This window comes from Halopseudomonas sp. (assembly GCF_036961105.1).
GTDB lineage: Bacteria > Pseudomonadota > Gammaproteobacteria > Pseudomonadales > Pseudomonadaceae > Halopseudomonas.
In genome coordinates this window covers 97,809-110,334 of the sequence record NZ_JBALWW010000005.1, presented here as the reverse complement: position 1 = coordinate 110,334, position 12,526 = coordinate 97,809, and the positions used below count along the sequence as shown (strand labels likewise).

Annotated in this window: 10 protein-coding genes; all 10 read left to right on the top strand. The window is 60.0% G+C overall.

What is annotated here, in order from left to right:
• Positions 1-115 precede the first annotated feature (115 nt).
• The 10 genes from V7756_RS07785 to V7756_RS07740 all read left to right on the top strand — a co-directional run bounded on the left by V7756_RS07785 (position 116) and on the right by V7756_RS07740 (position 12,525).
• A complete protein-coding gene (locus V7756_RS07785; RefSeq protein ID WP_335609671.1) occupies positions 116-616 on the top strand; it encodes an MgtC/SapB family protein in 501 nt (166 codons plus the stop codon).
• A gap of 83 nt (positions 617-699) precedes the next feature.
• On the top strand, positions 700-1,239 hold the full coding sequence (locus tag V7756_RS07780; RefSeq protein ID WP_335609586.1) for a YaeQ family protein: 540 nt from the start codon (positions 700-702) through the stop codon (positions 1,237-1,239).
• 5 nt (positions 1,240-1,244) lie between these two features.
• Positions 1,245-2,993, top strand: coding sequence for a single-stranded-DNA-specific exonuclease RecJ (gene recJ / locus V7756_RS07775; RefSeq protein ID WP_335609585.1), 1,749 nt, complete (start codon positions 1,245-1,247; stop codon positions 2,991-2,993).
• A gap of 141 nt (positions 2,994-3,134) precedes the next feature.
• Positions 3,135-5,390, top strand: coding sequence for a putative bifunctional diguanylate cyclase/phosphodiesterase (locus V7756_RS07770; RefSeq protein WP_335609584.1), 2,256 nt, complete (start codon positions 3,135-3,137; stop codon positions 5,388-5,390).
• 38 nt (positions 5,391-5,428) lie between these two features.
• Positions 5,429-5,839: a hypothetical protein gene (locus V7756_RS07765; RefSeq protein WP_335609583.1), complete on the top strand. Its 411-nt coding sequence runs from the start codon at positions 5,429-5,431 to the stop codon at positions 5,837-5,839.
• Positions 5,840-6,222: 383 nt separating this feature from the next.
• Entirely contained in the window at positions 6,223-7,848 is a 1,626-nt protein-coding gene (locus V7756_RS07760; RefSeq protein ID WP_335609582.1) for a methyl-accepting chemotaxis protein, read from the top strand.
• A 168-nt stretch (positions 7,849-8,016) separates the two neighbouring features.
• Positions 8,017-9,112, top strand: a protein-coding gene (gene prfB / locus V7756_RS07755; protein WP_335609581.1) for a peptide chain release factor 2 whose coding sequence is annotated in 2 segments (ribosomal slippage) — positions 8,017-8,088 and positions 8,090-9,112 — 1,095 coding nt in all. Because the reading frame shifts where the segments join, the coding sequence is not laid out codon by codon here.
• An 83-nt stretch (positions 9,113-9,195) separates the two neighbouring features.
• Entirely contained in the window at positions 9,196-10,701 is a 1,506-nt protein-coding gene (gene lysS, locus V7756_RS07750; protein WP_335609580.1) for a lysine--tRNA ligase, read from the top strand.
• Positions 10,702-10,902: 201 nt separating this feature from the next.
• Positions 10,903-12,183 carry a flavohemoglobin expression-modulating QEGLA motif protein gene (locus V7756_RS07745; RefSeq protein ID WP_335609579.1) on the top strand — a complete coding sequence of 427 codons (1,281 nt, stop codon included), beginning with the start codon at positions 10,903-10,905 and terminating at the stop codon, positions 12,181-12,183.
• Between the two features lie 12 nt (positions 12,184-12,195).
• On the top strand, positions 12,196-12,525 hold the full coding sequence (locus V7756_RS07740) for a hypothetical protein (protein ID WP_335609577.1): 330 nt from the start codon (positions 12,196-12,198) through the stop codon (positions 12,523-12,525).
• Position 12,526 lies beyond the last annotated feature (1 nt).

The window sequence follows — 12,526 nt, the reverse complement described above, 5'->3', positions numbered from 1 at the left end:
AGGGAGTATATACAGGTCATGTCGGTGCTTGCTCAGTATTGCCAGCGACTCGAGCGCTGAACCATGGATGCTATGGATACTCTGATAAGTGAAGCGGAATAATAACGAGGCGAGCATGGGCTGGACGCGGGAAACGCTGAATGTCATTGGACGTACTTTGCTGGACGAGTTTTCCGATTTGTCGGACATCGAGCAAGGCACGCGCATCACCTTGCGTCTGACGTTGGCGGCGCTGCTCGGTGGCCTGTTGGGGCTGGAGCGCGAGCAGCAGGGCAAGGAAGCAGGGGTGCGCACCCATATGCTGGTCTCGCTCGGCGCCGCGCTCTTTGTTCTGGTGCCGGATATAGCCGGCGCCATGGACGACGCCATGAGTCGCGTTATTCAGGGGGTGATTGCGGGTATCGGCTTTCTGGGTGCGGGCACCATTCTGAAAAGCGACAGACATGACGAGGTGAAGGGGTTGACGACCGCAGCGGGTATCTGGCTGACCGCAGCGATCGGCGTCACCATCGGCCTGGGCCATGAGGCTACCGCGCTGCTGGCCGCCGGTATGGCTTTTGTCATCCTGCATCTGGTGCCACTGCTGGTCAAACGCACGTCGCTGGGGGATGACTAGCTCGATTTATCCCCGCGCGGCACGGAACGGACGGGCAGTTGAGGTACACTGCTGGCCCCCGAGCTGCTGACACAGGCTATTCCATGGCGTTGCAAGCAACCCCCTACAAGGTTCAACTCAATATCACCGACACCGATCTGGGCGTTTACGAGAACGTGCGCATGACGGTGGCGCGACACCCCTCGGAAACCGAGCAGCGTCTGGCCGCACGCATTCTGGCCTACGCGCTCTGGTATCAGGAGCGCCTGGCGTTCGGCCGTGGTCTGTCGGACGTCGACGAGGCGGCCCTGTGGCACAAGAGCCTGGATGACCGTATCGAACACTGGATTGAGGTAGGGCAGCCGGATTCGGAGCGACTCATCTGGTGTTCGCGCCGCGCCGAGAAGGTCTCGCTGCTCGCCTACGGCAACACCAAGGTCTGGGCCAGCAAGCAACTGCCAGCGGTGGCCGGGCTGAAAAATCTGAATATTGCGACGCTGCCGGTCGACGAGCTGGATGCGCTGGCTGCCAATCTGGGTCGTACCATCGATTGGGGGGTGATGATCAGTGATGGCGTGCTCTACGTCAGCGACGGCGAGGCGCAGCATGAACTGGCGCTTGAGTGGCTGCAGGGTGAGCGCTGAACTGCATGCTGATCGAGTCTCGTCTCTGCCCTGAGCAACTGCCCGATCTGGGCGACCTGCCACCCTTGCTGACCCGGCTCTATGCTGCACGCGGCGTGCAAAGCGGTGCAGAATTGGATCGCAGTCTGCAGGCGCTGCTGCCCTACCAGCAATTACGCGGTATGGAAACGGCGGTGCAGGTGCTGCAGCAAGCGCTGATCAAGCGCCAGTCCATTCTGATTGTGGGTGACTTCGACGCCGATGGAGCTACCGCCAGCAGCGTCGCCGTGCTGGCGCTGCGTGCTCTCGGAGCGGCGCAAGTCGATTATCTGGTGCCCAACCGCTTTGAGTACGGCTACGGTCTGACCCCGGAAATTGTCGCGGTTGCACTGGAGCGAAAACCCGATGTGCTGGTAACCGTGGATAACGGCATATCCAGCATTGAAGGCGTGGCCGCAGCCAAGGCAGCCGGATTGCAGGTGGTGGTAACGGACCACCATTTGCCCGGCGAGCATCTGCCCCAGGCAGACGCCATCGTCAATCCCAGTCAGCCCGGCTGCCAGTTCCCCAGCAAGGCCATGGCCGGCGTCGGGGTGATCTTCTATGTGATGCTGGCGCTGCGTGCTGCACTGCGTGACAGCGGCTGGTTCGGCGCCAGGGGTGAGGGCAGGGTAGAGGGCAGAACTGAGCCCAATCTGGCCGAACTGCTGGATCTGGTTGCCCTGGGTACGGTGGCCGACGTGGTGCCGCTGGACGCCAATAACCGCATTCTGGTGCATCAGGGGCTGGCGCGGATTCGCGCTGGACGCTGCCGGCCGGGTATTCGCGCCCTGCTTGAAGTTGCCGGGCGCGCCGCAGACAAGCTGGTTTCCACTGATCTTGGTTTCATCGTCGGCCCGCGCCTGAATGCCGCCGGCAGGCTGGACGACATGAGCTTGGGCATCGAATGCCTGCTGGCTGAGGATGACAGCCTGGCGCTGGATATGGCGCGCGAGCTGGACGGCTTGAATCGTGACCGCAAGAGTATAGAGCGCGACATGCAGCAGCAGGCGCTGAAAACCCTGGAAGCCATGCAGCTGGATGAGGCTGACCTGCCATTCGGGCTGTGCCTGTTTGACGCCGAGTGGCATCAGGGCGTGATCGGTATCCTGGCTTCGCGCCTGAAGGATCGTTTTCATCGACCGGTGATTGCTTTTGCCGATGCCGGCGATGGGCAGATCAAAGGGTCGGCCCGCTCGGTAGCCGGCCTGCATATTCGCGACGCACTGGATGCGGTAGCGGCGCGGCACCCGCAGCTGATCAGCAAGTTTGGCGGCCACGCAATGGCCGCGGGACTGTCTTTGGCAAGCGAGCATTTCGAGGCCTTTCGCCTGGCCTTTGACGCCGAGGTGCGCCGTCAACTGAGCGCAGCCGATCTGACCGGTCGGCTGCTGTCCGACGGTGATCTGGCGGGACACGAGCTATCGATGCAGACGGCGGGGCAGTTGCGTGAAGCCGGCCCATGGGGTCAGCATTTCCCTGAGCCGCTGTTTCATGGCGATTTCCGATTGGTGCAACAGCGCCTGGTGGGTGAGCGTCATCTCAAAATGCTATTACAGTTGCCAGGCGGCAGCGACCTGTACGATGCTATCGCCTTCAACATAGATCCGCAGCTGTGGCCCAACCTGCAGATCGAGCGGGTAAAAGTAGCTTATACGCTCGACATCAACGAGTTTCGTGGTCGCCAGACGCTACAGCTGATGGTGCGTCATGTCGAGGCGATTGCCCCCGGCTGAATGGGTTTGCTTCTCGATAAGGGGATTGACGGGCAGCTGGCTTTCCGCTTTGATGGCGGTACAAAAACGCCAAGTGCGTCACAAATCGGTACCTAATTGCACTGTGACTCACAACTAAATGCACGTTCAAGGAAGTTGCGGGTGCCAGACCTAAAACAACAACTGGTTTCGATGCAGCGCAGTCTTGGGCTGAGCCCCGACGATATTCGTCAGCGCTTGCGCCTGCTGCTGCTCAGCGAAGCGGGATTGCCGGCACTGCACGCCAATCTGCGCCAGTTGGACGCGCTGCATATCGACTGTGTGCATGCCTTGTTCTGCCACCTTGAAGGCTTTGAATCACCAGCGCACCTGCTGCAGGAACCGCAACGTCTGCAGTATCTCAAAGCTCAGCAGCAGCGATATTTCAGTCAGATGCTACGTGGCCCCTATGATCTTCAATATGCCCGGCTGCGCCTGCTCGTTGGCCTTACCCATCAGCGTCACGGTCTTGATCTGAAGTGGTATCTAGGCGCTTTCCATTTTTATCTCGATTACATGCATTCGGCCATTCGCGGTGCGTGGGCGGCACAGCCAGAGCTGGCAGAGCAGCTGTATGCCAGTTTGCTCAAGGCCGCATTTTTCGACATCGCCCTCACCGTAGACAGCTACGCCAGCGCCGACAAGATGGCCTTGCAGGCCAGCGAGGATCGCTATTCTCGGGCCTTGCGCGGTGCCAATGACGGCATTTGGGAATGGCAGGTCGAAGATGATTGTCTGCATCTGTCGGACCGCTGGCTGGCCATGCTCGGGCTTGATAGCCAGCGCGCGCCCGGTACATTGTCGCAATGGGCTGCGCTGATGCCTGAAGAGCAGCGATTGGGTTTTCTGACTGCAGTACAGGCGCATCTGGAAGGGCGCCAGGCGTTTTTGCATGTCGAATGCCAACTGCGTGACAGCTGGGGGCAATTGATCTGGGTGCTGATCCGCGGCGTCGTCAGCAGCGATCTCTACGGCCAGCGAATGCTGGCTGGCTCGCAAACCGATATCAGTCAGCGCAAGCACGCCGAGCAGGAGCTGGCGCATGCCACACTGCACGACAGTCTCACCGGTTTGCCCAATCGTCAGAGTGCCAGTCAGTTGATTGCCCAGGCGTTGCAACGTCAGGCCAAGCCGGGAGCACGGCACGCGGCGGTGCTGTTCATCGATCTCGACCGTTTCAAGCTGATCAACGATAGCCTGGGCCACCAGACGGGGGACCAGGTACTGATCCAGGTGGCTAAACGCATTGAGCGCTGCCTGCGCCCTGGGGATCATCTGTGCCGCTTCGGGGGCGACGAGTTTGTCGTGTTGCTTGATGATATGGCGCTGGCGCATGACGCCGAGCTGGTGGCCAAACGCATCATGCAGGCGTTGCACTATCCGATTATTGCCGGTTCCCGGCGGCTCAGTGTCAGTGTCAGTATCGGTGTGGCGCCACTCAAGGGCCAGGGCGAACAACAGGATGCCCTGCGCGAAGCCGATGTGGCGCTGTACCGCGCCAAGGCGTTTGGCAAAGCCCAGTTGGCACTTTACAACGACAGCCTGCAGGAAGAGGTGCATCAGCGTCTGAATCTGGAAAGCGCGCTAAGCGAAGCCTTGGCGCGCAAACAGTTCGAGCTGTATTACCAGCCCATAGTGCAGGTATCTGCGGGGCGGTCGCACGTGATCGGGGTCGAAGCCTTGCTGCGCTGGTGGCAAGGTGAGCGGCTGGTGCCACCCGACGAGTTTATTCCTGCGCTGGAAGAAACCGGCGAAATTGTCGAGGTGGGTGACTGGGTACTGCAACAGGCCTGCACTCAGGTACGGCAGTGGCAAAGCGAGGGGCTGCCGGGCCTGCGTTGCTCGGTAAATCTGTCGAGCCGGCAGTTGCAGGAGGAGGGTTTTGCCCGGCGGGTCGCTGCGATTCTGCAGGAGACCGGCCTGCCAGCGGCCAGCCTGGTGCTGGAAATTACCGAAAGCCTGTTGATGCGTGATGTGCCCGATACGCTGGCGACCTTGCGCGAGCTGGAAAGTATGGGCGTGCGCATCGCACTCGACGATTTCGGCACCGGATTTTCCTCGCTTGGTTACTTGCACCGTTATCCGCTACATATCATCAAGGTGGACAAGAGCTTTATCACCAAGGCGCCGGATGACGAACGTCTCAAGGCCATCAGCCGCGCCATCATCGGGCTGGGGCGTGGCCTGGATATGGACGTAATCGCCGAGGGAATCGAAACACCCGAGCAGATGGAGTTTTTGCACACCGAGGGCTGCAACTATGTGCAGGGCTACTGGTTCAGTCGACCGCAGTCGGCGGCGCTGATCCATCCGGTGCTGCTGAAGCTGTCCGCCGTTGCATACGGCACGCCGCCAGCGCAGGAAATGCTGCTAGGCTAGGCCTGCTATAGTTTTTGAAAACAGGCGAGGCGTGACTCATGCGACATTGGCTTTTGGCGTTTATTGCGGGCTTTCTGGCGGTGCTGTGTTTTCATCAGATGGCGCTGGGCGTACTTCATGCTGCCGGGGTCGTGCCTTTTGCACCTTTCTCATTGGCCGCTACCGCGCCCTTTGGGGCGCCTGCGCTGCTATCTGCCTGTTTCTGGGGTGGGCTCTGGGGGCTGGCTCTGGTGTGGGTGCTGACACGGCTTGGGAGCCAGTGGGTGTGGCTCAAGGCTGGGCTCTTCGGTGGTGTCGCTCTCACCTTGGTGGCGCTGGTGGTGGTATTTCCTCTCAAGGGCTACGGCTTCAATCTCGCGCAGCTGCCGGGCCGGTTTATCATCGGTTTCATCCTTAATGGCTTGTGGGGTGTGGGTACGTTGGTTTTCCTGCGCGCGTTTGGCCGGTAGCGTTTAGGCAGTCGGCCATATCCTTGGCCGACAGACTCCAAGTGCACATCAATCCCGAGTGACCTCTCGCAGCGCCGGTACGTCGAAGCCGGACTGGCCAAGGCCAGCTACCCGTCACATCCACTGTCACCATGGTTCAACCGCCTCTGGGTTTAATGCCAGGGCGGTTTATTCATTGTGTTATAAAGCCGCCGCCGCGCACCGCAGGCAATCCGAGTACCGCCGTACCATCAGCTCCGCTTGACGCTCTTGGCGTCTATGCTTGATGGCACAGGTTGGTTCGCAGCCACGGTTTGCCTGGCTCCAGCCATGGCGCCAAGGTTTTAATCTGACCGGCAAAGCCATTGCTGAAAGAGCGCACTGCTGACACCACTGGAGGAAAGATGTTAATCCGCAATATGAATATAGGTTTGCGAGCGGCCATCTGTTTCGCTGCTCTGGCGCTATTGATGGTTATTCTCGGGGTGCTGTCTTTGGCACAGATGAAGCACATGGACCAGATGTCTGATCAGGTAGCAGAAAACTGGCTGCCGGCGATTATCGAAACCAACGAAATGGGCATTGCCATAGGCCGGGTGCGTGCCCTGACCCTGCGCGCGCTTACGCTGACTGACGGCGCCGAGATGGTCGACACCCTGCAGCGTGTACAAGGCGCAAAGGCAGACATGCAGGCGGCTGCCCAGCGTTACGAGGCATTGATCTCCTCCGAGGAGGAGCGCACCGCCTTTGGGGGTTTCAGGGCTGCCTCTGAGCGTTACCTGGCGCAGCAACAGCGGGTAATTGAATTGGCCCAGGCAGGTTTGCGGGAACAGGCCAGCGCGGCGGTATCCGGTGGGTTGAATCAATTTGCCGATGAGATGATGGTTAACCTACGGCGGCTTACCGAGCTCAATCAGCGGGGGGCAGACGCGGCGGCGGTAGCCGCTGAAGACAGTTATGTCAGTGGCTTTCGCATGGTTGTGGGGTTGTTGATCGCGGCTGTGGTGTTGACTGTGTTCCTTGCGCTAATGCTGACCCGCAGTATCGTGCGGCCACTGGCAGAGGCCCTCGACGCGGCCAAGGTGATAGCCGCCGGCGATCTTACCCGGCGCTTTCAGATTGTGGGGCGGGATGAGCCGGCGCAACTGCTGATTGCGCTGCGCGACATGCAGCGCAGTCTGAGTGAGACCATTCAGAGCATCAGCAGCTCCTCCGGACAATTGGCCTCGGCAGCCGAAGAGCTGAACGCGGTGACCGAAGATGCGTCCCGTGGCCTGCGTCAGCAGAATAACGAGATGGAGCAGGCTGCCACGGCGGTCAACGAGATGACCACCGCCGTGGAAGAGGTGGCCCGCAATGCGGTGAGCACCTCGGAAGCATCGCGTGATACTGACAGCAACGCGCGCTCTGGGGGCGAAAAGGTGCGTCAGACCGTCGCCTCGATCAATGAGCTGGCCGGTGATGTGACCGCGACCGCTGATAGCGTTGAAGGGCTGGCCAAGGATGTTCACAACATTTCCCAGGTGCTGAATGTCATCCGCGCCGTGGCCGAGCAAACCAATCTGCTGGCGTTGAATGCCGCTATTGAAGCTGCCCGCGCCGGTGAACAGGGGCGCGGCTTTGCAGTGGTGGCAGACGAGGTTCGGGCGCTGGCCCATCGTACCCAGCAGTCAACCGAAGAGATCGAAAGAATGATTTCCGTGGTGCAGCAGGGAGCCGCCAGCGCGGTCGCAGCCATGCAGAAGAGCATGGGGCAGGCCAACCATACTCTTGGGCTGGCGCAATCTGCCGGTGAAGCGCTGGAAGACATCACCCGCGCGGTTGGCTCGATCAATGAGCGCAACATGGTGATAGCCAGTGCGTCCGAGGAGCAGGCCCAGGTGGCGCGGGAAGTGGATCGCAATCTGGTGAATATTCGTGACCTGTCGATGCAGACGGCAGCTGGCGCCGAACAGACGAGCTCGGCCAGCCAGGAGCTCTCACGCCTGGCAGTGACCCTGAACGAGCTGGTGGCGCGCTTCAAGCTCTAATGCCGGCGCGCGCTGTTCATCATCAAGCTTGCCTCGGCTCTGCCTGAGGCACGCTTTTCTCGCGGCCCGGCCGGTGCTGCGCAGGCTTGAGCGGTAGACAAGCAGGCGCTGCACTCTGCGGCCGATTTCCGCTACAATGGCGGCTTTTTCCTGCCGGGATGAGTCAACATGGAAATCAATCCGATTCTGAACACCATCAAAGATCTGCGTACTCGCTCCGAAACCATTCGGGGGTATCTTTGACTACGATCAAAAGCATGAGCGGCTGATCGAAGTAGAGCGCGAACTGGAAGACCCCAGTGTCTGGAACGAGCCCGAGCGGGCACAGAATCTGGGTCGTGAGCGCGCGCAGCTGGCGCAGATCGTGGAAACCCTGGATCAGATGAGCAGCGGCCTGGCTGATGCCTCCGATCTGCTGGAAATGGCAGCAGAGGAAGAAGACCAGGGCGCCGTGGATGACGTGGTAGCCGAGCTGGAACGTCTGCAGGTTGCGCTGGAGAAGCTGGAGTTCCGCCGCATGTTCAGCGGCGAGATGGATGCCAGCAACTGCTATCTGGATATTCAAGCCGGTTCCGGCGGCACCGAAGCGCAGGATTGGGCCAACATGCTGCTGCGCATGTACTTGCGCTGGGCCGATCAGCGCGGCTTTGAAACCGAAATTGTGGAGCTGTCCGAAGGCGAAGTGGCGGGCATCAAGAGCGCGACCGTTTACATCAAGGGCGAGTACGCCTTTGGCTGGCTGCGCACCGAGATCGGTGTGCATCGTCTGGTGCGCAAGAGTCCGTACGACTCGGGCAACCGCCGACACACCTCGTTCTCCGCCGTTTTTGCCGCGCCGGAAATCGATGATGATATCGAAATCGATATCAACCCATCGGACCTGCGGGTGGATACCTACCGCTCATCCGGCGCGGGTGGTCAGCACGTTAACACCACCGACTCGGCTGTGCGTATTACCCACGTCCCGACCAACACCGTGGTGAGCTGTCAGAACCAGCGCTCCCAGCATGCCAACCGCGATACCGCGATGAAGATGCTGCGCGCCAAGTTGTACGAACTGGAAATGATGAAGCGCAACGAAGCAGCGCAGGCGCTGGAAGATACCAAGTCCGACATTGGCTGGGGCCACCAGATTCGCTCCTACGTGCTGGACCAGTCGCGCATCAAGGACTTGCGTACCGGTATCGAGAACAGCAACTGCAACGCGGTACTGGACGGCGATCTGGACGAGTTTATCGAAGCCAGTCTGAAACAGGGCCTTTAAGCGGCTGTTGATAAACAGCCAGGCGCCACGTTCAACACCGTCGCCGCCAACCTATTGAATTGATTTTCCGGGACTTCACCGACATGACCGATCAGCAGCAAGACCTGCAAGCGCACCACGAGGAAGAAAACCAGCTCATCGCATTGCGCAAGGCCAAACTGGCCGCCGCGCGTGAGAAGGGCGCGGTCTTCCCCAACGATTTTCGTCCCGACAGCTATTGCGGCGAACTGCAGAAGACCTACGCCGACAAGAGCAAGGAAGAGCTGGCTGAAAGCGCCATCCCGGTCAAGATTGCCGGTCGTATCATGCTCAACCGGGGCGCGTTCATGGTGCTGCAGGACATGAGCGGCCGCCTGCAGGTCTATGTTGACCGCAAAGGGTTGCCGGCGGAAACATTGGAAGAGATCAAGCACTGGGACCTGGGCGACATCATCGCCGCCGAGGGCACTCTGGCACGCTCCGGCAAGGGCGACTTGTATGTGCACATGACGGCGGTCACGCTGCTGACCAAGTCACTGCGCCCTCTACCCGACAAGCACCACGGCCTGACCGATACCGAGCAGCGTTATCGTCAGCGCTACGTTGACCTGATCGTCAACGAAGACACCCGCAACACCTTCATGGTGCGCTCCAAAGTCATTGGTCACATCCGCAAGTTTCTCAACGAGCGCAACTTCCTCGAAGTGGAAACGCCGATGCTGCAGACCATCCCCGGCGGCGCCGCAGCCAAGCCCTTCGAGACGCATCATAATGCGCTCGATCTGCCGATGTTCCTGCGTATTGCGCCGGAGCTGTACCTCAAGCGCCTGGTGGTTGGCGGCTTCGAGCGGGTGTTCGAGATCAATCGCAACTTCCGCAACGAGGGCGTTTCTACCCGCCACAACCCGGAATTCACCATGTTGGAGTTCTATCAGGCCTACGCCGATTACGAGGACAACATGGACCTGACCGAAGAGCTGTTCCGCGAGCTGGCGCAGCTGGTGCTGGGCAGCACAGACGTGCCTTACCAGGGCAAGGTTTTCCACTTTGGCGAACCCTTCGCACGGCTATCGGTTTTCGACTCCATCCTCAAGTACAACGATGACATCAGCGCCGACGACCTGCGCGACCTGGACAAGGCACGCGCCATCGCCAAGAAGGCGGGTGCCGCCGTCAAGGGCTTTGAAGGCCTGGGCAAGCTGCAAACCATGATCTTTGAAGAGCTGGTGGAGCACCGTCTGGAGCAGCCCACCTTCATCACCCGCTACCCGTTTGAAGTCTCGCCGCTGGCGCGCCGCAGTGATGACGATCCGAGCGTGACCGACCGTTTCGAGCTGTTCATCGGTGGCCGCGAGATTGCCAACGCCTACTCGGAGCTTAACGACGCCGAAGATCAGGCCGAGCGTTTCCACGCCCAGGTGAAGGACAAGGACGCCGGCGACGACGAAGCCATGCATTTTGACGCCGACTTCGTGCGCGCGCTGGAATTCGGCATGCCGCCGACGGCGGGCGAGGGTATCGGTATCGACCGTCTGGTCATGCTGCTGACCGACGCACCTTCGATCCGCGACGTGATCCTGTTTCCGCACATGCGGCCGGAAACGGCGTAGCCGTTTCAGCTACAAGCTACAAGCTACAAGCTACAAGCTACAAGCTACAAGCTACAAGCTACAAGCTACACCTGCTCTTCGGATCTACGATGATTTATCTTCGCTGTTCCCGGTAGCAGGCAAGACTGTCAGAATGCAGGGACCGCTTGTAGCTTATGGCTTGCCGCTTGAAGCTTGAAGCTGCGACCGAAGGGAGCCACCGTGAAACAGAACGAACAGTACCAACTGGTTATTCGCAGTCTGTCGGATCGGATTGTCGAGGCGCAGGCGCCGATTCGGGTGCTGGATGCCATCAAGTGGGATGACAGCGTTCGCGATACCTTCTTCCAGAAGCGCTGCAAGGCGCTGCCGGACGTTAACGCCGATTATTACGCGCAGCGCCCCTTGGGTTACAACCCCGGCGAGTTGCGGCAGGTGTTTCAGGATATCGAGCGTGATATCACCCGCCAGTTGGGCACCTTCAACCCGGTGGGGCAGATCATGCGGCGCATGTGCCGTGAATACCGCATGGTCATTCGCATGCTGGAAGCACGCGGCAACCCCGATTTTGGTCTGATTTCGCAGGAGCTGTACGGCGCTGCCTCCGATGCCTTTCACGCCGGGGACCCAACGCTGACCGATCTGGGCATTGCCCTGAGCGAATCCCTGAGCAATATCGCGCGTACCGAAATCGCCCGCGAGCCCAAGACCATCGCTGCGCCCGAGGCGGTGGAGATTCTGCAGGCACGCATGAATGACGCCTTCCCCGACGACCAGGCAGTGCGCGTGTTCGAGTCCGACGGCATCGTCGCCGATGCGGCCGCCGGTGCTGATTACATCAAGATCCGCAGTGACGCCAAGTTCAATCAGCGTGACCTGAATATTCTCGCGGTGCACGAGGGTATGGTGCATGTGGCGACCAGTCTCAACGGCCAGCATCAGCCGATCTGTACCTTCCTGGCCAAGGGGCCGCCGTCGTCCACTGTGACTCAGGAAGGTCTGGCGATTCTCATGGAGGTGCTGACCTTTGCGTCCTATCCTGCGCGTCTGCGCAAGCTGACTGATCGCACCCGCGCCATTCAGATTGCCGAGACTGGCGGCGACTTCATGGATGTGTTCCAGTTCTATCGCGATGAGGGCTATTCGCGCGAGGATGGCTACAACAATGCCAGCCGGGTATTCCGTGGCTCCAGCAGCAGTGGCCTGCCATTTACCAAGGATCTGGTGTACCTCAAGGGCTTTATCCTCACCTATAACTACATCCAGTTGGCCGTGCGCAAGGGCAAGCTGCAGCAGATCCCGTTGCTGTTCTGTGGCAAGACCACACTGGAGGACATGCGTACCCTGAACCAACTGGTGGAAGAGGGCCTGGTGGTGCCGCCGCGTTACCTGCCTGCGCCCTTTGCCGACTTGAACGCCCTGAGTGCCTGGATGTGTTTCTCGGGGTTCCTGAACAACCTGAGTCTGGAGCGGGTCGAAGCCGACTACGCCAATATTCTGTAACTGGAGCTGTAGATGTCGGAGACCCGCGAAGTAAACAAGTTGCCGCTGATCCTTACTGCCATTGGCAGTGTCTTTTTCACCGTGGTAGTGCTGCATTTATATGGCTATCTGAATTTTGCCAAGCCGGAAGAGGGTCTGGAGCTTGAAGATTACCGTCTGGTAACCGTGGGCTCGGAAGATGCCGGCCAGCTGCGCAGCAACCCGGCGAAGCATGAGGCCGAGTGTGTAGACGGCATTCTGGTGCTGCACGCCAGCCACATGAATGGTCTGGCCGGTGTCCTCAAGGACAGCCGTGACCGGGTAGTGCGCTGCATCGAGCAGACAGTACCGGCGGCGCAGTAAC